Raw genomic sequence first — 22,674 nt, forward strand, 5'->3', positions numbered from 1 at the left:
TTCATAAAGTTGAATTATGAGCAGGAACAGGAGGGCATCAAAATTTGATATTAAACAGCAAAAAGATAAAAGAACTTCAAAGCGAAAACGATGAGCTCAAAAAGCTGATAGCTGGTTTTACCGAAAAGGAAAATCGTCTGAAACAATTCGACGAACTGATTAAAAAATCAAGAATTGAATACGCTAACATTGCTCTTAAAAAAAATCAAACAGCCCACACCTTAGAAGTCCTCGAAAATCAGAAAGCAAAGCTTAATAACGAGCTTCACAAAATATCTTCCGAGATTAAAAAGCTGAGAGAAATAAAAGTTTCTGAACAGAACCAGGTTCTTGTTCTTGGAAACCTTACTTCAAAATCAAATCAGACATTATCCGGAAATAATCTGGAATCCGTAAAAGATATTATTTATAAAGAAATAGAGTCTGCCGAGAAAAGAAAAAATGAGATTGCAGTAGAGACTTTTAAATTCAAGAAAAAATTTGATGAGCTAAACAAAAAAATTGCTGAGATTAATCAGATTAAAAATGCTTTGACAAGTGAAGTTGAAAAGAAGAAAGAAGAAATCGGAATTCTAATCGGGAGAAAGAAAGCAATCTCACAGGAACAGAATGATGATATCACTTCCGCATTGTTAAGACAGAATGAGGAAAAATTAAAGCTTGCTGAAGATATTCAGGCGCGAATAAACCAATTGCGAAATCAGGAAGCGATAATTATTGACAGACTGACTGATAAAAGGAGTGAATTACAGAAACTGGACAAGCAGCTGGAAGAGAAAAGCCATCTGATCCGCAACGAAGCTGAGCTAAACAATTCATTGAAACAATTATCCTTTGTTGAATCAGCAAAAAAAGAATTACTTCGCGAGCTTGATATAAAGATTGGAGCGAAAGAAGCTCATCTTACTTCATTGGTTGAAGATTGCAAATCTAAAACTGACTCATTAAACTGGTTGAAAAATGAGAACAAAGAAATTTCCGAAAAAATTAATTCAGGAAATGAAAAGCTAAAACAATTGAATGAATCAATTGAAATTGCAACTGCAAGGCTTTCTGATCTGGATTATAGTCTGAATGTTCTTGATAAAGAATTCAATAATCTCTTCCAGGATATCGAGAATAAGAAATCAATAAGAACTGAACTCGATACTCAGATAATTTCAAAACAAAATGATAAGCAACAGATTGAAGATGTTATTAGAGAATTGAAGGAAACGACTTCTATTCTATCACAATTGAAAAATGATATAGAAAAAGGAAGCGGTCAATCTGCAAAAAGATTTACGGGTGTTCTTCAGCATTATAGTTCGACAATAAACGAGATGGCGAAGAAAAAATCCGATCTCGAAAGAGAGCTCAATATGAAATCAAAAGAGATTGGCGAAAAAGATCGGTTGATAGAAGAAAAGCAATCGGTGCTGGAAGAAATTGAGAATATGTTAAATGCAGGCAGGAGTAACTTTACTTTGTTTGAAGATCTGATGCACTTTATAGCTGCACAACGGAAAGCTTTGCGGGAAAGTAAAAATATTCTTGAAGATTCCATGGAGAAAGTTGAATCAAGTAATGACATCATCATACAAGAGAATAAACTGGTTGAATATGAAAATGCTTTGAGTGAATTGCTACATAGTGAAGACGACTATTCTTCGGATCTGATTAATTCAAGAATTTCAATTGAAAAAGAAATAGAAGAGAATAAAGTTATACTGGACAACCTGAAAAAGAATATCGTAGATTCATCTTCTGAGCTTTCTGAAATGAAAGAATCAATAAATAAAATAAAGACAGAACACGAAGAACACCGAGTTGCAATAAACAAGCTTGCTTTAATGAAACAAAAACTTCAGGAAGAAATTAATAAGCAGCAAATTGTAGCCGATAAGTATGTCAGGATAAAAGAATTGATCAGGCAAGAGCAGGAATTGATAATGAAGAAAAGAGAGCTTGCTGATACTGACAACTTAGTAGATCAACCTAGGGCAAAAGAAAAAATTTTCGAGAAGCATAATCCAAACTGGATAAAGCTTTAGAATTTTTCTTGCTGTCAATTTTAACCGGTCGAACGTTTAATAACCCCTATTACTAAAAAAGATTAATAAAATGCTCGCAGTTTTCAATTTATCCGAAGAATCTTTTGAATTAAATCCCTGGGAGTACCGGGTGTATATTAAATAGGATTTATTCCCTTTCATAATAACTGTTGCTTTCTGTTAGTACTATTGCACAATTCAATAGACACTAAAGAAAATTGTGATTAATGTCATCTCTTCATACCTTCATTTTTATCACATAAATAATCTTTTCTAATCAGTATTAAATTTTAGTTAATCCACTAACCCGGCAAGGATTTTGTAATTCTCTGATTAGTATAAAGGATGATCAAAACAATGAAAAAGTATTTTACCATATTCTTATTATCAGCAATAATCCCGCTGACAACAATTGAAGCACAGCCTTCAGCCAGCATCTATTTTACAACCGCATTCCCAGTCAATGACTACAGACTCTTCGATAATGAGCCCGGATACGGCGGAAACTTAGAACTTCTTTTCATCACTCCTTCAAAAGCCAAACCGCTGGGTGTTGGATTAAGCTTTTCATTTTTCTCACAAGGTTTATTCTGGGCTACTGATTACTATACAGGAGAAACTATACTCAGTGATAACAGAGCAAATAATTTTTCAAATCTTCATATTTTATTTCAACTTGCACCAACAGGCGGAACGGTCAGACCTTATATCGAATCCTTCTTTGGCGGAAGCTACATCTACTCGCACTCACAGGTATTTACATTGGATTATGTTCCCGTTTCACTGTACGTTGATGATTGGGCCTGGAGCTACGGAGTTGGCGCTGGTTTCAAATTTCTTATTGGCGGTGAGGAAGGCAATGGATCTTTATACCTCGATTTAAAAGGAAGATATCTGATGACTTCAGAAGTAGATGTTTTAGACAGGAACTCCATCAGGTATGCAAATAATGGATTCTACTACACACTCAATGAATCACAAATCAATTTCGCAGCTGTTCAGATTGGAGTTCTTATTTATTTCAACTGATTTTAACCGTTAATAAGTTTTTAATGCCTTAAATCATTAATCCCCGCTCCTGTCTCTTTTTTATCTGCTTCTTTGTAACAATTACAAAAACTAATTCGTCACTATAATAAATGCTAAGCCCGGCAAAGTTTGAATATTTAATAAAGCAGCATAAAAAGAAGGTTTACAATTACTCTATCTATATGTTGAAAAACCAGATGGATGCTGAAGATATAACTCAGGAAGTGCTGATAAGAACCTGGCAGAATATAGACAATTTTAATTTTCTTGCTGCCAAAGCGTGGATAATGAGAACAACTCATAATCTTTGCATTGATTATCTTAGAAGAAATAGATCGATTTATCATAAGGAAATCCAGCTAGAAGAAGACATTCACAATGAAATCGCTGATTCGGAAATAAAAAGTAATCCCGAAGTATCTTTAGATAAAATTATTTCAGAGGATATAATTAAAGAAGCAATAGAGAATTTACCTGAAAGACTAAGAAGCGTTTTTGTTTTATATGAATTGCAACAATTCAAGTATAAAGAAATAAGTGAAATGCTCGACATTCCGATCAATACTGTTAAAGTAAATATTCTAAGAGCAAGAAAGCAGCTTCAGAAAGAATTAAAAGTTTATGCAAAAGAAAGATTTAAATAAATTTCATCAAAAAATAGAAGATAAAATAATCAATGTCGCTTACGGAGATGCGAGTATAGTTGATAAATTATATGTGAAATGGAAAACCTGGCGTGATAAAGATTTAAACAAATTATTCACCGAGTACAGAAATACTGCCTCAGGTGTTCACAGATTACAGCCGGATGAATTACCGGAACACTTAACTGATTTTGTGATCAGTAAAACCATAAGCAAAGAAAAAAACAAAAATATCATACAATTAATTTCGGTTCATATTTATGAACTGTTAGGCAGCAGACTAATACCTGCTGTTGCTTTGAGTTTGGTTATAATAATTATGATTTCGATATTCATTTTCAAAGAGCCTGCCAATCAAAACGAGTACTCAAACGCTCAGATTGAATTGGCAGAAAAGCAATTCAGACAAACTATTGCCATAGTAGGAAAAGCGTTTAACAAAGCTGAGAGCAGTTTTAACAATGAGATAATAGAAAAACAAGTAAACAAAAAACTTAACAAGGGTTATTATTTAATCAACAATATTCTTATCGGAGGATAAAATGAGATACTTTAAGCAATCTCTTTCATTATTAGTACTATTCGCATTTACACTTTTCGCACAAAGCACTGATATAACTAAAGAACCTGGTTATGTTGACTTCGGTGACTTAACAAAATTTGAAAGCTCAACTGGTGTTACAGAAGTTTATTTGGATGAAGATTTACTTTCCACGCTTGCAGAAATTTCAACAGATGAAGATCCAAATGCAATGGAAATTCTTGAGGGATTAAAACTGGTGAAAGCAAATGTATTTGAAGTTTCAGATAACAATAAATCAGAAATTGAAGCAAAGGTGTCGGGTATTGATGCGAAATTGATGTCTTCCAACTGGAAAAGAATTGTCAAAACCAGAAGCGAGGATGAAATGACAAATGTATATATCAAGCAGGATAGCAATAGAAAAATTGTTGGTTTGGTAGTTGCTTCTGTTGAAGGAGATGGTGAAGCAGCTTTTGTCAATATAGTCGGCAACATTGAGCTCGCAAAATTGGGAAAGCTTGGAAAGCAATTCAATATTCCTCAATTGAATGATATGAAAGACAGTAAAGGAAAGAACGATGAAAAATAAGTTTATCCTTTTATCAATTTTGTTGCTGTTATTTCCTTTGACCGGATGTATCGGAATAAACGAAGAGTTTTCAAAGATTCGTGATTCAGTAATAAAAAGTTTTGGAGAAGAGTATCATTCTGAAGTGCAATTTTCTTTAGGTTCCGTTGGAATGACATTATCAAGCTGGATAGTTGATGTATCTGAAGAAGAGAATCTTTCTTCTGATATTTTGGACGATGTATCATCAATTCAGGTTGGAGTGTATGAAAAAATAAAAGGATCGAATGAGAAAAACATTTCAGCGCTTTATGATATCGAATCGGAAATGCAGAAAAGCGGTTGGAAATCTATAATAAAATCCAGTTCAAACAATGAATTGGCCGCTGTATATATCAGAAATGATAATGAAGATATATTAAATAGATTATTTATTATCAACTACGATGGAAGTGAACTTGTACTTGTTGAAGTTGAGGGAGATTTACAAGAAGCAATTGCTGCAGTGATAAAAGAAAAAGGAATAAAAATAAATATTTAAATAACTGTATTATTAGAATTCAGAGATGTTCTGTTCACTTGCCTAATAATAAATAAATGATTCTTGCAAGAAAATTTTAGTAACTAGAGACGCATAGAAATGCGTCTCTACTAAATGATATTAGAAAGAATCTTCTTCAATATTTTTTTCAATTAATTTCCCATATTTAGCGGCGACATTTCTTATCTCATCAGCCTTACCGATCAAAACAAACTGTAGATTATCTTTTGGGAAATATTTTTTAATCAGCTCATTAGCTCTGGCAACAGTTAATCCATTTACTTCATTTTCAAAATTATTTATGTAAGAATCTTCAAGACCATAAATATACTTCTGTACAAGAAATCCGGCTAAAGATCCCGCCGTTTCATAATCCGGTGGAAATTGTCCTTTAACATAATTCTTAGCAGACAATAAAGTTTCTTCATCAATACCTTTTTCGAACAAGCGGTTATAAGTTTTAAGTGCAAGGTCAATTGCGGCTTCCGTATTTTTTGTCTGTGTAAAGGTGCTAATGTAAAAAGTTCCCGTGTTCTTGTACTTTGCAAATCTGCTCCTTGCACCATAAGTAAGTCCGGCATTCACTCTAAGTTCATCGTTTAGCCAGGAGGTAAATCTGCCTCCGAGAATGGTATTGATTACATCAAGCTGCGTTTGATCTTCATTGCTCATGGTTATTCCATAGCTTCCAATTAAAAACGTTGTTTCAGCAGAATTACTTTTATTGATGAGATACACAGCAGAACTTTCGAATGGTGTATTTACAACCCTTAAATCAGACAATTTCTTTGGAGAATTATTCTTCCATCCTCCAAAATAGTCCATGATCATTTTTTTCATCTCGGCTGAGTTGAAATCGCCCACGACAGCAATTGCCGAACTTTCAGGACGGTAATTCGTTTTATAAAATTCCTGTATTCCCTCAACTGTAATATTGCTTATGCCTGACTTGGTTCCATTAACCGGGTTTCCGTACGGTGAATCACCGAAAATGTGTTTGTTAAAATAACTGCCAATTACTGATCGGGGGCTTTCTTTTGCCTGATCTAATTCAGCAATCCATCTTTGTTTTCTTTTTTCTATTTCTTCTTTCGGATATGATGGACTTATAATAATCTCATTAATCAAGGGAAAAAGAGTTTCTGTGTTATCCTTAATAAATTGAGTGTATAATCCCGAATAATCAGCATTTGCATAAGTGCTAACGCTGCTTCCATAAAAATTGAATATAGAATCTATCTGTGATTTTGTGTAGCTAGCTGTTCCAAAGCGCAAAGCCTCAGCTGTAAATGACGCAATGCCGGAAGTTCCACCATCTTTAATAACTCCCCCATCAAATACTGCAGAAAATGAAATTAACGGCACATCCTTTTTCTCCATCAAATAAACAGTTAATCCATTATCAAGAGTAATAGTTTCATATTCCGGCAATTTGAATTGAGCAAAAGAGATCGAACTCAATATTGTCAGAACAGATAATAAATAAATAGAGAATTGTCTTTTCCATTTTCCATTATACATTTTACATTTTACCTTCTTATTCATTGTTCTTCCTCCGTATTTAGTATTCCAACAGTTCTGTTTTGTTTTGTGAAATATTTTCCTGCTACACGTTTGATGTCGTGGATGGTAACTTTTTTATAATCATCTGGTGCGGAAAATAATTTTTTGTAATCGCCAAAGAATAATTCATACGTTCCGATTGTATTTGAAAGTCCGTTTATCGTTTCAAGAGTTTTGTAAAAATCCATCAGCTTCTGGTTTTTAACTTTTTGAAGTTCGTTTTCACTAATTCCTTCATTGATAATCTTATCAACTTCTTCAAGAATTGCATTTTCCAATTCGGAAGCTTTAACTCCATCATTGCAGATTCCGTAGAAATAGTAAAGAGTCGGATCAAATGCTTCGGGATAATATGTGCCAACCTCAAGTGCAAGTTGTTTTTCTTCAACAAGAGAATTGTAAAGCCTTGATGACCTTCCCTGAGATAAAATGGAACTTAAAAGATCAAGAGCATAATAATCTTCGTTACCAGTTTGAGGAACGTGATATGTAATCATTAAATATGGAGAGGGAACTTCCCTTTTTACAAAAACTCTTCTTTCCCCTGTCTGCGGTGGTTCAACCGTGTGCACCTTCCTTGGTTTTGGACCTGAAGGAATTGGTTCCCAGTACTTTTCTGCGAGTTTCTTTATGTCATTCAATTTCACATCACCGGATATTACAACTAGGCAGTTATTCGGTGCGTAGTAGGTATGAAAATAATTTTCTAGGTCATTTTTTGTCCAGTTCTTTATATCCGATTCCCATCCGATAACCGGCCACATATACGGGTGTGCAACAAAAGCCGTTGCCTGAACTTCCTGCCACAGTTGTTCAAGGGGATTGTTCTCCAATCCGGTAGTTCTTTCTGATAGAATTACTCCGCGCTCACTTTCAATCATCACAGTATCAAAATTGAGGTTAGCAATTCTGTCCGCTTCAAGATCAAATATTACTTCAGTTGCTGAGCTCGGAAACCAGTTCGTATATGCTGTGATATTTTCAGAAGTGTAAGCGTTGTTTGCACCGCCGTTTGCTTCCATTGTTCTGTCGAATTGTTTCGGTCCGTATTTCTTTGCACCATTGAACATCATATGTTCAAAAAAGTGAGAGATGCCCGTAATGCCGATGTATTCATTTCTTGAACCAACTTTGTAGAAAAAATACATATTTGCATTTGGGATTGAACTGTTTTCGAGAACCAGAATTTTCATTCCGTTCTTCAGAGTGAAAGATTGAACATCATCTGCAGCAACTTGCGCGAACATAGAAGCTGCCGAGATGAATAAAGTTAAGATTAGTTTCATATCATACTTTCAATAATTTATTTTTTAGTACAACTAAAATACATATATCAGAATGTATCTGATAAATATTTGTTATAATCGGTCATATGATTATTTAATTTTATGTGAAAATTCTGGGAACATTAAAAAACATATTCTTTTACAAATTAACAGGTTTGAACTTTTTATTAATAGTTCTACTGTTTGCCTTATCGTATTACACACTTTTTGCAGTACCGATTCTGTTTGTGCTTATAAGCAACTTGTTCGATATTCTTGGTTATCACTTTACATTAATCCGCAGAACAACCACTATGCCTGAAAAGGAAATTATAAAAGCTTACCGAGTTAACCAGCTTATGTTCGATGCAATGCTGTATGTTGTGCTGGGTTTAGTTTTTGGATGGATACCGGCTTTTGCCGGTGTAATATTAAAAATTTTTGGTCTGCAAGATATTCTTTACTATATATTCTTACAGAAGTCATTACCGGAACAATGGCACTGGCTGAAGTGGACACCATTCGGTTTATTCAAAACAATACTTACCAGGAAAGAAGTTATTGCTCAGGCTATAATTGGAATAGTTATTTCCCTTGCGATACTTATTTTTTATAAATTGTTTTAAACAAACAAATAATCAGGAGTAATAATGACTGATAACAGAATAAAAGCAAAAGTGCAATTGGGGATCTTGAAACCGGCAGGGGAAATATTTGATGCAATTGTCAATCCTGACACGATGACTAAATATTTTATCTCCGAAAGCACAGGTAAAATGGAGAGCGGAAAGACTTTAACCTGGAAATGGACAGACTATGTTGGTGAGCATGAAATTAAAGTTGGAAAAATCGAACAAGACAAAGTTGTTTCATTTGAATGGAATGGAAGCGGATTGAATTGCGTAGTTGTTATCACACTTGAATCCAAAGGAGAAAATAAAACATTGGTTAAAATTACGGAATCTGATTGGCCTGCAGACTACAAAGGAGCTAATCAATGCATGGGTCAGGTTGAAGGTTGGACACATTTTCTCTTATGTATGAAAGCTTATCTTGAATATGGAATTGATTTAAGAGTAGGTGGTGTGCTTAAATAAAAAAAGCACTCTCCTTTTTTTAAGGATGAGTGCTAATGTGGAAAGAAAAATAATTTTTATTTCGCTGCTAAAAATGACTCGGCTTTATCCGGCGGTACGGGAAGCGGAACCTGATTTCTGATTGGTTTTATACTCATCAGGTAAGCATACATTGCCTTTAAATCTTCATCTGTCTTTAATCGGTATACTTCCCAGGGCATTGGTGGTAGAAGTCCTCTCCCAACTCCTTTTAGTTTGCCATCTCTCATGGTTTTTATGAACATTTCTTCTGTAACTGTACCAATGCCGGTTGCTTTATCAGGTGTCAGGTTTGCCGAGTACGAAACTCCCCAAGGACCAACCCAGGTTGTTAGGTTCATGTTGCTGGCAATCCAATCCATTTTGAGTGCTGATTTATCAAGCGATGGTACCACTTGATCTTGCGGATGACCAGAAAGCAATCTTGTTGTGTCAAGAATCATTCTGCCATCTTCAGTAAAAATTTTGGGAGTATGACAATCATCGCATGCACTTGTATGAACGAGATATTTCCCCAGTGCAATCATTTCCTCCTGAGTTTTAGGTTTAGCTTTCCCTTCTTCAGAACAACCAAGCTGTACAAAAAGAACAATAAAAAATATTGCGGAAATCGCCGCAATAAAATAGCCTCTGCGCATTGCGCCTCCTTAGTTAAATGTTGTTAAATAAATTTTGCCTGGCCGTTAGTTGTTCGGCAGAGATTAGTAATTTTGAGTGAACCGGATGATTGGATGATGAGAATATTGTTCACTCAAATGCTGTGCGAAACTATTCAATGCGTATCTCAAATCCAAATTATTCTTCGATAGGATCTGACTCAATAAAAATTTTGCATTTATGTTCAGTATTAGCACGTTTATCTATTATTTTTACACTTTTTCGATAATATAAATAATGATAACTTTTATTTATTAAACATTATTCTTAAAAAATAGTGGAGCTTGAATATGATTAAATCATTATTGAATTATAAACTTTTAATGTTGATAGTGTTTATAGTTTCAATTGCTTTCCTGGGATGCGAGAAAAAAACAGAGCAAACCGAGCAGCCGAAAAATGAGGTTCAAACTGATCAAACTGCACCCGATGCTGTGCCCGAAATAAAAGAACCTTTAGTTGAAGAAAAAATAACAATCCCTGATATTAAAGGAACGTGGACTGGAGTATTTGATAAACGGGCCACAACTCTTCGAATAACGGAACAAACTGACAGTAGCTTTTCCGGGAAAATAACTATAGAATACCGGGAAGTTATTAATCAGGATGTTAAAGGTTCATTCAGCCCTACAACATTAAAAATGACAATGACAGATCAGTTGCATAGCCGTTATCAGGGAAGTTATAGCGGTAAATTATCAAAAGAAATTAATACCTACTCAGGAACCTTCACAATGAAATTAGATGGTTCAAAATTTTCATTCAATCTGAATAAAAAATAAGGAGCTAAAAATGAAAAAATTAATTTATTTATTACTCATTCCGGTTGTTGCTTTGCTGGTAAGTTCGTGCTCGGATGATGATCCTATAACGCCAGCTGCAATGGAAGGTAATCTTTACATTACATCTAATCCTGCAGGTGCACAAATCTGGATAGATGGCGTTAACACCTCACAGACAACCCCTGATACAGTACTAGATATAGATGAAGGTGTTCACAATGTAACTTTAAGACTTACAGAGTATAAGGATACTACATTCAGTATCAGTATCACCGCAGATCAGACAAGCGTTGTTGGACCAATTGCGTTGACATCAGATATTAATACAACTTTGTACGGTCCGATTAGAATTTATGAAACTGCCGGAACAAGCGCCAGCGAACCAAGTGGTTTGGATCTTTCAAGTGGAATGGCATATGGTGTATCTTCTGCGAACAATGGACTTGTGGATATTTATTACTCCAGTACAGGTTTTCTTGTTCAAAGTGCTAATCTTTATCCGGGTTTGATTCGCGAAACTGATTTCTTGGTTGGAAATTCAGGAAATCTTTTTGATGGAGTTGATTCTCCGGAAAGAAGTACAGGAACCTGGACCACCGGTATTGGTGACAGAGAAGCAAATTATGTATTCCTTTATGATCACGATGGGAATTATTCCAAATTGAAGATTGTTAACTGGGGCGGTGGAGTTCCTGGTGAGCCTGCCTGGGTTGATGTTCAATGGTATTACAATAATACACAACTCGATGAACGATTTAAATAATCTATCTTCCATTTGATTTTAGAAACCCTCATTGCCTAACGATGAGGGTTTTTTATTTTCTAATTTTTAATTGAACTAACAATGCACCAGCTGCGGCAATCAGCATTCCTATTCCTTCCTGTAAAGAAATCGCTTCACCGAGAAATATCCATGCAAGTACAGCAATTTGTATGAGCATTGTCCCATTAATTATGCTTGATTCCATTGCTGACAAAGTTCTGAGCGTAAAATTCCAAATAGTGAATGCTAGTGCCGTGTTGATAATCGCAAGCCATAGAAGATATAGTATATTTTTTTACTGATGGCTGGTAAGCCTTGAACAAGAATACCGGCTACCAGAAGAATTATCGAACCAATTCCCATACTGATAACTGTAACCACAACCGGATTACTTTTCACCTCGCGGTTGATGCTTCTTCCAAGTACTGCTGATGCTGAGTTTGCTAACACTCCTATTGTCATAACAATAAGCCCTGCTGTTTGTTTATTATTCAGGTCGACTGGAAAAAAGTATATGAAGATTCCAAAAACAAAAAGTACTACTCCGGCCCATTGAATTGTTGTTGGATATTCATTGATTAAAAAAATCGCCATTAAAGCAACAATGAGTGGAGTAAAATTCAGCCAAAGGCTAACAGTAACTGATGGAAGAAGAGATAAACCAATGAACTGTGTCCCTTGTGTAAATGCATAAAACAGAAAGCCTAATAGAACAAGTTTCAGCCAGTCTTTCTTATCAAGATTCTTAATTACCACAGAATTCTTTTTAGTGAATGCAAATGGCAGAAGACAAATAAACGCGATAGTGTACCGCAATCCTGCAAAAGTTAATGGTGGAATTTCGGCTAGCCCGATTTTAATTATCACAAAAGATGTCGACCAAAGAAAAGTTACAAGCAGTGCGAGCAAAAGCGTGGAAAGATGAGATTGGTGCTTACTCATATGAATATTTTATCGCTTTGTCTGATATCTTCAATACTCACTTTCAAGCCTCTTCCAATAAAAATTGTAAGATTGTTCTCATACGGCATTCCGTACTTTGCCTTATGAAATCCTGCTTTGTAAACTTCTTCCAAAGCTTCCAGATGTTCTTCAAGTTCACCACCGATAATAATTACTGTTGAATAATTTCTTCCATCAGGCCACCAATACCAATAATTGTTATGAGGACATATGACCTTAGGCAGAGGAAATTTTTTACTGAAATATTCAATCGCGCCTGCTTTACCGTAGTTGCTACAGTATACAACTGTATTTTTTCTTTCTGTTTCCGGAAGTGTGAGATAAACATCAGAAACATTTTTCGCTAATTCTTCCCACCCGAACATATCAGAATAAAATTGAGGGAGTACTGTTTCATGGCCTTCATTGCTCGAGGGTTTAAGTCCTACTGCATTTTGATAATCAAGAAATCTTTCAACCGAGAGGAAGGGACGTGCAAAAGGTGCAAACAAAATTCCAACCGTAATAATTGGAACGGCTGCTGCATATTTAATCCAGCTCTTACTCAAACTCCATTTCTCTATCATCACTGCGCCGCTCGCAAAAAGTATTTGATACGCAGCAGCTATATATTCTCCTTTGCTATGCCCGTTGATTAAAAGAATAATGAAAGTTGTAAGCCAGATGAATCCAACAGCACGGAATTGTTTGCCCTCTCTGTTCACAAAATAAAATAACAATCCCGGCAGCCAGATTAGAATTGATAACGGGTTTAGAATTAAGATCTGGTCAATAAAAAATGAAACAGGTGTTAATCCGCCGTACTTTCTTGATGCAGCATTTCTCATAAATTCAAGGTGAGCAAATTCGTGTGATATATTCCAGATTAAATATGGTGAAAAAATTAATAGAGCAATTGCAGCGGCGATATATGGATATTTTGTTTTCAATTCTTTTCTTAATGGAGTGAAAAGTGTTCCAACAGCAATTCCTGAGCACAGCCAGAGCATCTTGTTTTGTTCAGGAGTCCAAATCCGATAACAACTCCAAGCAGCAGCCAGAGTTTCTGGTTATTGGTTTGAACAATTCTAAGAAAAATATATGCCGATGAAATCCAGAAAAGAAAATCGAAAGTGTTCATTGAATAAATAGTATTCATTCCGAGAAAGATCGGGCTGAGCATAAAAGTAATTGTAGAAATTAAAACTGCTGTTTTCCCTCCGCCTAGCCGAACAGTAAACATTCCGATCATAAAAAGAATAATTGAAGTAACAATCGCCGGAATCATTCTTATTACAATCATCGAATCACCGAAAAGTGATTTCCACAACGCAAGAATCCATATTGAAAATGGCGGATGATCAACATATCCAAAATCAAGTCTGTTAGCACACGCTAAATAATAATACTCATCACGAAACATTCCGTAAGCAAAAAAAGCCTGTGTTATCAGGTAGATGAGAAGATTCAAAAAAGAAATTGAAATAATTAGTGAGAGAATGTTTCGGGGAATTTTATCGTTTTCCATTTTGAAGAAACTCTGTTATAAATTCACAAATGATTTTATTCTTTGATAAACTTTTTCTGAATCAATTCCACCTATTCCACTGAAATCACAAATGTGCGGATCGCCGGGACAGACTGTTTGGCAATAATTTTCTTCCGGCAAAATTATTTCAGATTTATTTCCGAGAGGACCCCATAACTTTGGCGAGCAGGCAGGAAGCGGACAAAACATTGAAATAGTCGGAACCTCCAATGCAGCACAAATATGCAGCGGTCCGGTGCTTGCTGAAACAAGGACATCCAACGCGCTGAAATTAATTATTGACTCTCTCAGAGTTAAACCAATATTGGGATAAAAGATGTTATTAATATTCTGTAATTTGTCAGGTGGATTATTATCTGTAACAAAAACTCTAATATTTTTTTCTTCTGATAAACGAACAATTAATTTTCCGTATTCTTCAATCGATAAATTTGGTGAAGACTTTCCGCTTGTTGTATTTATCCCGACTAATATTTCTTTATTGGATGATAACTTTCTTCTAATTTCATCTCTCTTTTTAATCTCTTCAGTTGATAAAAATATTTCCGGCTCAAGACTCTTTGGTTCGATTCCAATTTTCCTTGCCATATCAAGGCAATAATCTGCTTCGTGTCTTAAGGGAATATATTTTCTCCGGTCAACATATTTAGAAAAGGTAAGGAACTGATAAAGCTTATGTCCAACACCAACACGATTTGGTATTCCGCTGAAAAATAAAATCCAATTTAGTCTTTCGTTGGGCAGAAGCATAAATGCATGAGTAAATTTTCGCTTTCTAATTTCTCCAACAAGATTCCAAAAAGATTTTGGATTTGTTTCATCCTCGCCATCGAATAAAATAATTTCATCAACATGCGGGTTGTTGAGATAGATATCTTTTGTGTACTTTCTGACGAGGACAGAAACAAAACTATCGGAGTAAACTTTTTTTATTTCACGAGGAATCGGTGTGGAAAGGACCACATCACCGATACGGTCGATTCTTGACACTAATATTCGTAGTTTACTTTTATTCATATTACGGTTCACAGTCCGAAAAATACAACTAAAATATAATTTAAGCAGTAACTACTATTGCATAGGCTAATTCGCTCGGTTAATTAAAAGCTTGCTTCCCAAAATATTGATTCGCTTCGACTTACAAGTCTTTTTGATTAATTTTAGATTTATAATTAAAGCAGAATGTCCTGAATATTGATGAAGACAAAATTGCAGACAAAAAACACAAGAGAGAAATTATCCCGCCTTGATATTGATGAGGAGCTTCGAAAAAAAATTCTCCCATATTGCAGATTAAAGGAAGGTCAAATCTGGAAGGACCCTAAGGGAAAACATAAAGTCGGTGTTCTGGATGCAACTATTTTTGAGGATACAAAAAAGTTATTTAACAAAGAAAAAGTACAGCTTGTTATAAACGATCCTCCTTACAATGTTGTTGTCGGGAATGCCAATACACAAAACCTCTCCAAAATAAAAATTGATGAATACATCGATTTCTCGCGTAAGTGGATTTCCAATGTTTTATCTGTGCTTGATAAAAATTCTTCTCTTTACATCTGGCTTGGTGCAGATCAGAATGACGGTTTCCAGCCGCTGCCTGAATTTATGATGATGATGAGAGAATTTAAAGAGATGAAAACCCGAAGCTTCATTACTATGCGCAATCAAAGAGGCTACGGAACTCAGAAAAACTGGATGTCTGTTCGACAAGAACTTCTTTACTATACAAAAGGAGATCCTTACTTCAAAGTTGTTTATACTGATATACCAAAAATCCTCGGCGGTTATTACAAAGAAGTAAACGGAGAAGTGACTGACAATTTTGAGAGAAGCAAATCTAATTTCATCCGTCCAGGAAATGTTTGGGTTGATATACAACAAGTATTTTACAGGATGGAAGAAAATGTTCCCGGTGCTTATGCACAAAAACCATTGAAAGCAATTTCAAGAATAATTGAATCTAGCAGCCGAAAGAATGATCTTGTTGCAGATTTTTTCAGTCATAGTGGAGTTACTCTTCTAGCTTCTGAAATTCTTGGACGAAAATGTTATGCAATGGAGATAGATCCTGCGTTTGCTGAACTTTCAATAAGACGGCTTGAACATTATCGCAAAACCGGAAAGACAGGCTGGCAATGGGAAAATCCGTTTCCAGAACTAAAGTAATTAAAACATAAATTGGAAAATTATACTTCCAAGTTGCATCGTTTTGAATTGAACTTTCTATATCAATCAGTTAGCTTTGTTCATCAAAATTAAATCTGGAAAACTTCTGATGGAAAAAATTATATTCGCACTTGCTGCACTATTTTCAATAGCGTTTCTCTATTCCTGCAAAACAGAAACACTTGAGACAAAAGGCTCGCCGGAATATCTTGAAGAAATAAAAAAATGGGATCAGAGAAGAGCAGAAAGACTCAAAGCCGATGACGGCTGGTTAAATCTTGTCGGAAGAACCTGGCTCAAGCCCGGCGAAAACAAATTCGGTTCAGCAAAAGATAATGACGTTGTGATCGAATCGGACAATGTTCCTGATTATATGGGTGTTTTTGATTTTCAAGATTCTACAGTTATGATGAAGGTAAGTGATGGGGTTGAAGTATTATTCAATGGTAATCCTGTAAAAGAAATGGTGATGATCGGCGATACTAAAAAAGATATGACTGTATTTCAATCCGGTCCGATAAAGTGGAATCTTATTGTTCGCGATTCACTTTATGGTATTCGATTCCGCGATCTTGAATCTGAACTTGTTAAAAAGTTTTCAGGAATTGAACGTTTTCCTGTCAATGAAGATTGGAAAGTTAATGCTGATTTTGAAGCATACGATCCACCCAAGAAAATAGAAGTGCCGAATGTTTTGGGACAAATTGATGTAGAGCCTTCGCCAGGTGCAGTTGCATTCACAATGAATAACCAGAATTACAGAATTGATGTAATAGATGCCGGTGACAGACTATGGCTTATCTTTGCGGACGGAACAAGCGGGGAAGAAACTTACGGCGGAGGAAGATTTTTATACACTGATAGTAAAGCAGATTCAACAGGTAAAGTAATCGTAGATTTTAACAAAGCATATAATCCGCCTTGCGTGCTGACAAAATATGCGACCTGTCCATTACCTCCAAAGCAAAACTATATCAAGCTAAGAATAACTGCCGGTGAAAAAATGTGGGGAGGACATCATTGAAATTCGTTTATAAGTTCTTTGATGGTTTCAATATGATGTTCATCGTGCTCTAATATAAACTGAGCCATATCAATCGGTCTCATCGACTGCTGAAGTCTTGGATGTATTGAGCTTTTCATCAGATCTTTCTCATCAAGACTTTTCATCCTTTTAATAAAATTTTCTCTCACGATTTTAAATTGATTAACAAGTTTGAAAATATCCTTGCTGTTATGATTTGCTTCATCCGTTTTCCTGTTGTTAAGATCAGCGGGTCTTAACTTCTCTTTGCCTTCAATAAAATCATCTATTCTGCCGTCGTGCAACTCTTCAAGATCTATAAGATGACCTACATTTTCTTTAATTGACCAACGGTTGTCAATCTTTCGTATCAAAACGTCTTCGGGTAAAGATGATACAAGCTTAGAAATTTTATCAGGATTTTCACTAAGTTTTTTCAGAATTCTATCATAATTAGCCTGCGATAAATCAAACTGAAATTTTTTATCAAACCATTTCATTTTCGTCATAGTTACTCTTCATTTTTGAATACGGAAATCAGCCCGTGTGTTAGCGATTCCGGCGGACCCATCAGATGAGTTGAGCCATCAAAAACTTTTGCCTCCAGCTTAACACCTGAATAATTGCGATCCTGAATCTGTGTTACAAGGTTATCAATCGGATTAAAAAACTTTTCATCTGATTCGTCACTGCCGACTGAAATAAAAATTTTCAATTTCTTATCAGATATTTTATCTGTAGAAGTTTCTTCATAATTAAAAATTGAATAATCATCCCAGGCGAGACCCGGACTGCCGATAATATACCTGTTAAATATTTCGGGTTTTGTAAACAGTGAGTACAATCCAAACAGTCCGCCTATTGAATAACCATTTATTGTTCTATTGCCCGGAATCGTTCTATAGTTCGAATCAATTAATGGTATCAATTCATTCTCAATAAACAATAAAAAATTCTCGGCACCGCCGGACTCAATCGGTCTGTAATCTCGCCTGCGTTTTTCTCCTGCTGACTTATCCGCAGATCCGTAACCAATTCCAACAATTATTAATTCCGGAATATTATCACCTATCTGCAGATAACGCGCAATGCTTGCAGCCAGACCAAATGCTATATCTCCATCCAGCACATAAAGCACAGGAAATTTTTTATCAGTTGTAGAATAATTATCAGGTACGCTTATTAGAATCCGGAATGTATCTTTCACAGAATCAGAAAACATTAATCGTTCTGAAGTATTATAGAGAAAGGAATTTTGTACATCAGTCTCTTCGGAAATTGTCTGGGAATTTATGAGATTGATTGGAACGAGTGATACTGCGATCAATATCGAAATAAACAAAAACTGTTTCATTTACTGGCTCCCTGCTTATTAAATTATTTTACAGTTATCCAAAATTTAAAGGAAAGTATTACCCAAAAACCGACGCAAAGGAAAAATTTTACTTATTCATTTACTATTATGTGCGCGATGATTATGTTTATTGGGTATAAAAATTGATTCCTTAGTTGTTTGGTTCGTGGTCTTTAACATATACTAAATTATAAAGAATATTTCACTTTAAAGGTGCAATAATGAATAAGTTAATTTCGCTGATTATAATCTTTTATTCGGGAGTTTGCTTCTCACAAAGTTTTTCAACTCCTCTCACTAATCCATATAACCTGGATAATTCCGGAAGTTTTAACAGCCCTGTTTTTGTTGACATAGATAATGATGGTGATTTAGATTGCTTTAGCGGACTCGGAACCGGACAAACTACTTATTATAAAAATAATGGAACAAATGTATTTCCTGCTTTCGCTTCCTGGCAATTAGCAAACATTTTCGGAATTTTTGATGCGGGAAATAATGCGAAACCTGAATTTGCCGATATTGATTTTGACGGCGATTATGATCTTTATCTCGGAGAAGCCGGATTTAGAATTTTGTTCTTAAGAAACTCAAGTGCATTTAATCCAAACTTCACTTACATAGTTGATAACCCGGCAGGAATTTCTGGATTGGGAAGCAATGTTACTCCGGCTTTTGTTGATATAGATGATGACAATGATTTTGATTTATTCACAGGTCAGCTTGATGGGAATATTTTATTTTTCAGAAATATCGGGACAAGGTTTAATCCATCGTGGGCAAATTCGTTATTTAACCCTTTTGGATTAAATGATGTTGGCTCAAGATCAAAACCTACTTTCTGCGATGTTGATAAAGATGGCGATTATGATATTTTCATCGGGAACGAAAGTGGTGACATTATCTTTTTTAGGAATACCGGGACAAAGACTGATCCAGCTTTCGGAATTCCTTTAACTAATCCATTCGGATTGTCGAATGTGGGAACGAATGCAACTCCAACTTTTGCAGATATTGATAATGATGGGAAAGAAGATCTATTCGTTGGTTCAGGCACAGGTGCGACATATTATTTCAGGAATACCACAATAGTAAGTGTTGAAGAAGAGCAGAATTCTTCATTTGTTGAAGTCAAGGCTTATCCTAATCCGGTTAACAACATCCTCAGTATCAGCGGCAGTCAAATTAATTTGGATGATGCTGAGCTATCTGTCTATTCAATTCTAGGCGAAAAACTAAACCTCAGTATCACAAAGAATGGATCATTTGCAACAATCAATTTTTCTGATCTGACTGCGGGCATTTATATTCTTGTTATAAAGAATGACTTTATTAATTACACATCAAAAATTATAAAGACAGGCAGGGGATTTTAAGAAATAAAATTTATTGTGTGACTTCATTTATAATGTGACGGGTAACCATTGGAAGCCCGTTTTCTATTTTTTCATTCTCAATATTATCTCGGTAGAAAGAATAAAGTTTTTCATCTGTTAATAGATTTTTAATAACTCCGGGAAGCTTGCTAATTTTTGGTTCATAGATGCCAAGCTTCTTTTCTACCAGATAATCAACATTCCCCTGTTCCTGTTCCCAGATGTAATCATTAACGACGGGAACTTTTTTTAGATTTAAGATTTCCATAATTGTAGAAGCACCGCATTTTGTGAGCACAACATCCGAAATGCTTATCAAATCATAAATGAAATCAACATAACCATAAATTTTTAGTTGTGCTGCCTGATATTTTTCTTTCAATCTTTCAGCACCATTTTGAAGCACTTCATTCTTACCGCAGACAATTCCTATTTCATAATCAGGTTTTGAAGAAAGAATCTCTTCAAGTATTCTTTCACCTTTCGGTATTCCATCGCCACCTCCTAAAATTAAAAGCAGTTTTTTAGAAGTATCATATTCATACTTGTTTTTCAAAGTACTAACTTCATTTGCAGAAATTTGCTTTGAAAATTTTTCATCAATCACAAAAGGAAAGGTTTGAACTTTGTAACCTCTATTTTTATTAAGGACTTTTTCTTTTAAATCTTCACTAAACACAATAAAATTCTGATTCTTTATCAAAAACCACATCGGGTGTGGAGTGAACGGATCTGTAATTACTGTTTCGACTTGTATCAATAAATTTTTCTTCTTTAGAATTCTATAAATAGGTATGATTAGAAAGAAATGGAAGATCACTATTTTATCAGGTTTCTCATTTACGATCGTCTCTTCAAGATATTTACTCACAAAGGGAGTGATGAGCAGGCAGGTTATCCTGGCTATAATCGGAATTTTATTTATTGCATAAAGGAATTCAAAAACCCATTTACCCGTGTATTGAAGCATCCGGTAACCATCTTCAATTATATACTGAACCCAACGGGGAGTTTTCTCAAAGCCATAAACTAGCTTTGGATCCGTGACATCTGAAAAATATTTATTCATATAATTAAATATTGCACGAGCAGGTGCCAGATGACCTCCACCGGTTTTCAGATATACAAATAAATATTTTTGCTTTTTATTCACTACAACTACCTCAGTACCGGATGAGTTTCTTTTTCCAGGAATCCTTTTTCAAGAACCTGTTTAATTTTGAACGTACCAAGCTTCCGTGCTTTTAAAAATCCATCCCACGCTGATTCTGCAAGTGTTCCTCTGTTCAGCAAATCGTAAAGCCATTGATCTGTGTAATCCGGTGTTTCCTGCTTCAACGCTGCCTGAATTTCCCGAAGCCATTTCCTGTTGAATTTTTCCTGCGACCCGATAATCGGACTCATAATAATCGGAATGCCCAAAGCCGCATAGAAAGAAAGTTCGCTCGGTTTTGTCCAAAGTATATCCGTTTCATGTAATGCTTTGTTAAACAAATCAAAGTAGCCGTGCAATGACTCGGAATAAATAATTTTTATGCTGTTCCCTTCCGGATCAATATCTTTTTTCACCGATTCAAAATAATCACTTACTTCTTTTCTGATTCCGGCAACGAGAAATAATCTAATCTCCTGAGACTTTAATTTTTCTCTAAGACTATATGCTATTTTCTGACCAATTTCTTTCTGTGCACCTGCCCCGCCAACAGCATAAGTAATAGTTAGCTTTCGATTATTTATGAAGACACAATTTTCCTTCCCAAGAAAATGTTCAACATTCTTCCCGTGCCTTGTCCAGAATTTTCCTTTGGGATCGAGATAAAATAATCTCTGCGCTAAATCCTTTTTCAGGACAGAAAGATTTTCATCGCCGAGAAGCTCAGTCGGTAGAGGGAATCCTGTCAGGTGAATTCTTTCTTCAGGAACACCATAAGCTTTTAATCTTTGAGCTGCTTTACCGCAAGGGGCAAAGTATTCTATTCTGCTTTCCCACGGATCTTTTGCAACCCACACACGATTAATGTCAGCATCGCAGATTATGCAGTAAATCTTGTTGAATCCTTTTTTATCAGCTGCAACTGCAGAGGCATAAAATGATGTTATCAACGGCAGATTTTTAGTTGCTGTTTTATCAAGCATTCCTTTGCAGAGACCTTTTTCAATTAATGATTCCAGAAGATTAACCTGGAAAGTGCTGCTCGATAAATTTCTCATCGGGTAAAACGAAGGAATGCGCATCAGTGAATCAAGCATAGAGAAAAATGGTGGACCAATTACAGGAATGCCTTTGGCTCTCGAAAAAAATTCGTATGCATTTAAAAGTCTTTTCCAAAGCTTCTGCTCAGATTTTGATACTGCTTCGGAGGAACCAACTGTAATTATTCCTTCTTCAGCGATATCTTTTAAAGGATAAACTGCTCTCTGATGTCCGTAGCCCATATCGGCAGAAACTACCCATGCTTTGTGTTTGGATTCACTCATTAATAATTAAATAAAAGTAGATAATATTCCGGGGAGTAAAATAGGAAATTGTAGGAACCTTTGCTTGAAGGGGAGGATTTCCTGATAATAGTTCTTTGCACTAATTGAATATAGTGCCGTTATATCAGCTTAGGAGGTTTGTTTGTTTGAACTCTCTTTGAGTTTTTCGTAAGCGATTACCACAAGGAATAAAGCTATTCCGATGAAGAATCTTAAGGTTTCGTCCATGATTATTTTCCTTCTTGTTGTATTTTACCAATCGAAATTTATTCCAAGTAGATTAACTGAAGATTAAGCTAATG

At 35.3% G+C, this 22,674-nt stretch carries 25 protein-coding genes; 13 read left to right on the forward strand and 12 right to left on the reverse strand.

All coding sequences use genetic code 11. The features are described 5' to 3' along the window. The first annotated feature begins 44 nt into the window (after positions 1-44). The 6 genes from IPM14_11930 to IPM14_11955 all read left to right on the forward strand — a co-directional run bounded on the left by IPM14_11930 (position 45) and on the right by IPM14_11955 (position 5,338). Positions 45-2,033, forward strand: coding sequence for a hypothetical protein (locus tag IPM14_11930; GenBank protein ID MBK9098804.1), 1,989 nt, complete (start codon positions 45-47; stop codon positions 2,031-2,033). A 357-nt stretch (positions 2,034-2,390) separates the two neighbouring features. Then, the gene (locus IPM14_11935; GenBank protein MBK9098805.1) at positions 2,391-3,062 is read left to right on the forward strand and encodes a hypothetical protein; all 672 of its coding nucleotides are present in this window, start codon (positions 2,391-2,393) and stop codon (positions 3,060-3,062) included. 110 nt (positions 3,063-3,172) lie between these two features. Next, a complete protein-coding gene (locus IPM14_11940; GenBank protein MBK9098806.1) occupies positions 3,173-3,706 on the forward strand; it encodes an RNA polymerase sigma factor in 534 nt (177 codons plus the stop codon). Next, positions 3,684-4,247 (forward strand): hypothetical protein, encoded by a 564-nt coding sequence (locus tag IPM14_11945; protein ID MBK9098807.1) that lies wholly within the window; start codon positions 3,684-3,686, stop codon positions 4,245-4,247. Before IPM14_11940 ends, IPM14_11945 begins: the two co-directional genes overlap by 23 nt. A 1-nt stretch (position 4,248) precedes the next feature. Beyond that, positions 4,249-4,818: a DUF4252 domain-containing protein gene (locus IPM14_11950; protein MBK9098808.1), complete on the forward strand. Its 570-nt coding sequence runs from the start codon at positions 4,249-4,251 to the stop codon at positions 4,816-4,818. Beyond that, positions 4,808-5,338 (forward strand): DUF4252 domain-containing protein, encoded by a 531-nt coding sequence (locus IPM14_11955; protein MBK9098809.1) that lies wholly within the window; start codon positions 4,808-4,810, stop codon positions 5,336-5,338. Before IPM14_11950 ends, IPM14_11955 begins: the two co-directional genes overlap by 11 nt. Before the next feature lie 120 nt (positions 5,339-5,458). Here the strand turns inward: IPM14_11955 and IPM14_11960 are convergent, their stop codons facing one another. Together IPM14_11960 and IPM14_11965 are read right to left on the reverse strand one after the other, a co-directional pair. Beyond that, positions 5,459-6,859, reverse strand: coding sequence for an insulinase family protein (locus IPM14_11960; protein ID MBK9098810.1), 1,401 nt, complete (start codon positions 6,857-6,859; stop codon positions 5,459-5,461). 20 nt (positions 6,860-6,879) lie between these two features. After that, the gene (locus tag IPM14_11965) at positions 6,880-8,187 is read right to left on the reverse strand and encodes an insulinase family protein (protein ID MBK9098811.1); all 1,308 of its coding nucleotides are present in this window, start codon (positions 8,185-8,187) and stop codon (positions 6,880-6,882) included. Between the two features lie 155 nt (positions 8,188-8,342). Between IPM14_11965 and IPM14_11970 the strand changes: the two genes are divergently transcribed. Both IPM14_11970 and IPM14_11975 read left to right on the forward strand, forming a co-directional pair. Continuing rightward, entirely contained in the window at positions 8,343-8,792 is a 450-nt protein-coding gene (locus tag IPM14_11970; protein ID MBK9098812.1) for a hypothetical protein, read from the forward strand. Positions 8,793-8,816: 24 nt separating this feature from the next. Then, positions 8,817-9,263: an SRPBCC domain-containing protein gene (locus tag IPM14_11975; GenBank protein MBK9098813.1), complete on the forward strand. Its 447-nt coding sequence runs from the start codon at positions 8,817-8,819 to the stop codon at positions 9,261-9,263. A gap of 56 nt (positions 9,264-9,319) precedes the next feature. On the opposite strand, the gene IPM14_11980 is transcribed toward IPM14_11975, so the two are convergent. Then, positions 9,320-9,919 carry a diheme cytochrome c-553 gene (locus tag IPM14_11980; protein ID MBK9098814.1) on the reverse strand — a complete coding sequence of 200 codons (600 nt, stop codon included), beginning with the start codon at positions 9,917-9,919 and terminating at the stop codon, positions 9,320-9,322. Positions 9,920-10,228: 309 nt separating this feature from the next. Here IPM14_11980 and IPM14_11985 point away from each other — a divergent pair, with 309 nt between their 5' ends. Continuing rightward, a complete protein-coding gene (locus IPM14_11985; GenBank protein ID MBK9098815.1) occupies positions 10,229-10,720 on the forward strand; it encodes a hypothetical protein in 492 nt (163 codons plus the stop codon). Positions 10,721-10,730: 10 nt separating this feature from the next. Continuing rightward, positions 10,731-11,483, forward strand: a complete 753-nt coding sequence (locus IPM14_11990; protein ID MBK9098816.1) for a PEGA domain-containing protein — start codon at positions 10,731-10,733, stop codon at positions 11,481-11,483. A gap of 52 nt (positions 11,484-11,535) precedes the next feature. On the opposite strand, the gene IPM14_11995 is transcribed toward IPM14_11990, so the two are convergent. The 5 genes from IPM14_11995 to IPM14_12015 are packed head-to-tail and all read right to left on the reverse strand — an operon-like array spanning position 11,536 to position 14,991. Then, positions 11,536-11,772 carry an EamA family transporter gene (locus IPM14_11995; protein MBK9098817.1) on the reverse strand — a complete coding sequence of 79 codons (237 nt, stop codon included), beginning with the start codon at positions 11,770-11,772 and terminating at the stop codon, positions 11,536-11,538. Continuing rightward, positions 11,730-12,425: a DMT family transporter gene (locus IPM14_12000; protein MBK9098818.1), complete on the reverse strand. Its 696-nt coding sequence runs from the start codon at positions 12,423-12,425 to the stop codon at positions 11,730-11,732. The genes IPM14_11995 and IPM14_12000 overlap by 43 nt, the downstream gene beginning before the upstream one ends. Then, a complete protein-coding gene (locus IPM14_12005) occupies positions 12,422-13,435 on the reverse strand; it encodes a hypothetical protein (protein MBK9098819.1) in 1,014 nt (337 codons plus the stop codon). The genes IPM14_12000 and IPM14_12005 overlap by 4 nt, the downstream gene beginning before the upstream one ends. Further along, positions 13,384-13,953, reverse strand: coding sequence for a glycosyltransferase family 39 protein (locus tag IPM14_12010; protein MBK9098820.1), 570 nt, complete (start codon positions 13,951-13,953; stop codon positions 13,384-13,386). The genes IPM14_12005 and IPM14_12010 overlap by 52 nt, the downstream gene beginning before the upstream one ends. A 15-nt stretch (positions 13,954-13,968) precedes the next feature. Continuing rightward, entirely contained in the window at positions 13,969-14,991 is a 1,023-nt protein-coding gene (locus IPM14_12015) for a glycosyltransferase family 9 protein (GenBank protein ID MBK9098821.1), read from the reverse strand. Positions 14,992-15,171: 180 nt separating this feature from the next. On the opposite strand from IPM14_12015, the gene IPM14_12020 reads away from it, so the two are divergent. Beyond that, the gene (locus tag IPM14_12020; GenBank protein MBK9098822.1) at positions 15,172-16,140 is read left to right on the forward strand and encodes a site-specific DNA-methyltransferase; all 969 of its coding nucleotides are present in this window, start codon (positions 15,172-15,174) and stop codon (positions 16,138-16,140) included. Between the two features lie 109 nt (positions 16,141-16,249). Continuing rightward, complete coding sequence (locus tag IPM14_12025) at positions 16,250-17,164, forward strand: DUF1684 domain-containing protein (GenBank protein ID MBK9098823.1); 915 nt, start codon at positions 16,250-16,252, stop codon at positions 17,162-17,164. On the opposite strand, the gene IPM14_12030 is transcribed toward IPM14_12025, so the two are convergent. After that, the gene (locus IPM14_12030; GenBank protein ID MBK9098824.1) at positions 17,158-17,673 is read right to left on the reverse strand and encodes a DinB family protein; all 516 of its coding nucleotides are present in this window, start codon (positions 17,671-17,673) and stop codon (positions 17,158-17,160) included. The genes IPM14_12025 and IPM14_12030 overlap by 7 nt on opposite strands. 2 nt (positions 17,674-17,675) lie before the next feature. Beyond that, the gene (locus IPM14_12035) at positions 17,676-18,518 is read right to left on the reverse strand and encodes an alpha/beta hydrolase (protein ID MBK9098825.1); all 843 of its coding nucleotides are present in this window, start codon (positions 18,516-18,518) and stop codon (positions 17,676-17,678) included. Positions 18,519-18,739: 221 nt separating this feature from the next. Between IPM14_12035 and IPM14_12040 the strand changes: the two genes are divergently transcribed. Continuing rightward, positions 18,740-19,894: a T9SS type A sorting domain-containing protein gene (locus tag IPM14_12040; protein ID MBK9098826.1), complete on the forward strand. Its 1,155-nt coding sequence runs from the start codon at positions 18,740-18,742 to the stop codon at positions 19,892-19,894. 10 nt (positions 19,895-19,904) lie between these two features. On the opposite strand, the gene IPM14_12045 is transcribed toward IPM14_12040, so the two are convergent. Both IPM14_12045 and IPM14_12050 read right to left on the reverse strand, forming a co-directional pair. Next, on the reverse strand, positions 19,905-21,047 hold the full coding sequence (locus IPM14_12045) for a hypothetical protein (protein MBK9098827.1): 1,143 nt from the start codon (positions 21,045-21,047) through the stop codon (positions 19,905-19,907). 5 nt (positions 21,048-21,052) lie between these two features. After that, complete coding sequence (locus IPM14_12050; protein ID MBK9098828.1) at positions 21,053-22,372, reverse strand: hypothetical protein; 1,320 nt, start codon at positions 22,370-22,372, stop codon at positions 21,053-21,055. Positions 22,373-22,674 lie beyond the last annotated feature (302 nt).

The organism is bacterium, assembly GCA_016716565.1.
In the GTDB taxonomy this organism is placed as follows: Bacteria; Bacteroidota; Ignavibacteria; order Ignavibacteriales; family Ignavibacteriaceae; genus IGN2.

Bases quoted from the DNA above. Each gene is read 5' to 3' on its own strand.
- IPM14_11935 (MBK9098805.1), top strand. From the start codon at position 2,391: ATGAAAAAGTATTTTACCATATTCTTATTATCAGCAATAATCCCGCTG.
- IPM14_11940 (MBK9098806.1), top strand. From the start codon at position 3,173: ATGCTAAGCCCGGCAAAGTTTGAATATTTAATAAAGCAGCATAAAAAG.
- IPM14_11945 (MBK9098807.1), top strand. From the start codon at position 3,684: ATGCAAAAGAAAGATTTAAATAAATTTCATCAAAAAATAGAAGATAAA.
- IPM14_11950 (MBK9098808.1), top strand. From the start codon at position 4,249: ATGAGATACTTTAAGCAATCTCTTTCATTATTAGTACTATTCGCATTT.
- IPM14_11955 (MBK9098809.1), top strand. From the start codon at position 4,808: ATGAAAAATAAGTTTATCCTTTTATCAATTTTGTTGCTGTTATTTCCT.
- IPM14_11960 (MBK9098810.1), bottom strand. From the start codon at position 6,859: ATGTATAATGGAAAATGGAAAAGACAATTCTCTATTTATTTATTATCT.
- IPM14_11965 (MBK9098811.1), bottom strand. From the start codon at position 8,187: ATGAAACTAATCTTAACTTTATTCATCTCGGCAGCTTCTATGTTCGCG.
- IPM14_11975 (MBK9098813.1), top strand. From the start codon at position 8,817: ATGACTGATAACAGAATAAAAGCAAAAGTGCAATTGGGGATCTTGAAA.
- IPM14_11980 (MBK9098814.1), bottom strand. From the start codon at position 9,919: ATGCGCAGAGGCTATTTTATTGCGGCGATTTCCGCAATATTTTTTATT.
- IPM14_11985 (MBK9098815.1), top strand. From the start codon at position 10,229: ATGATTAAATCATTATTGAATTATAAACTTTTAATGTTGATAGTGTTT.
- IPM14_11990 (MBK9098816.1), top strand. From the start codon at position 10,731: ATGAAAAAATTAATTTATTTATTACTCATTCCGGTTGTTGCTTTGCTG.
- IPM14_12000 (MBK9098818.1), bottom strand. From the start codon at position 12,425: ATGAGTAAGCACCAATCTCATCTTTCCACGCTTTTGCTCGCACTGCTT.
- IPM14_12005 (MBK9098819.1), bottom strand. From the start codon at position 13,435: ATGCTCTGGCTGTGCTCAGGAATTGCTGTTGGAACACTTTTCACTCCA.
- IPM14_12010 (MBK9098820.1), bottom strand. From the start codon at position 13,953: ATGGAAAACGATAAAATTCCCCGAAACATTCTCTCACTAATTATTTCA.
- IPM14_12015 (MBK9098821.1), bottom strand. From the start codon at position 14,991: ATGAATAAAAGTAAACTACGAATATTAGTGTCAAGAATCGACCGTATC.
- IPM14_12020 (MBK9098822.1), top strand. From the start codon at position 15,172: ATGAAGACAAAATTGCAGACAAAAAACACAAGAGAGAAATTATCCCGC.
- IPM14_12025 (MBK9098823.1), top strand. From the start codon at position 16,250: ATGGAAAAAATTATATTCGCACTTGCTGCACTATTTTCAATAGCGTTT.
- IPM14_12030 (MBK9098824.1), bottom strand. From the start codon at position 17,673: ATGACGAAAATGAAATGGTTTGATAAAAAATTTCAGTTTGATTTATCG.
- IPM14_12035 (MBK9098825.1), bottom strand. From the start codon at position 18,518: ATGAAACAGTTTTTGTTTATTTCGATATTGATCGCAGTATCACTCGTT.
- IPM14_12040 (MBK9098826.1), top strand. From the start codon at position 18,740: ATGAATAAGTTAATTTCGCTGATTATAATCTTTTATTCGGGAGTTTGC.
- IPM14_12050 (MBK9098828.1), bottom strand. From the start codon at position 22,372: ATGAGTGAATCCAAACACAAAGCATGGGTAGTTTCTGCCGATATGGGC.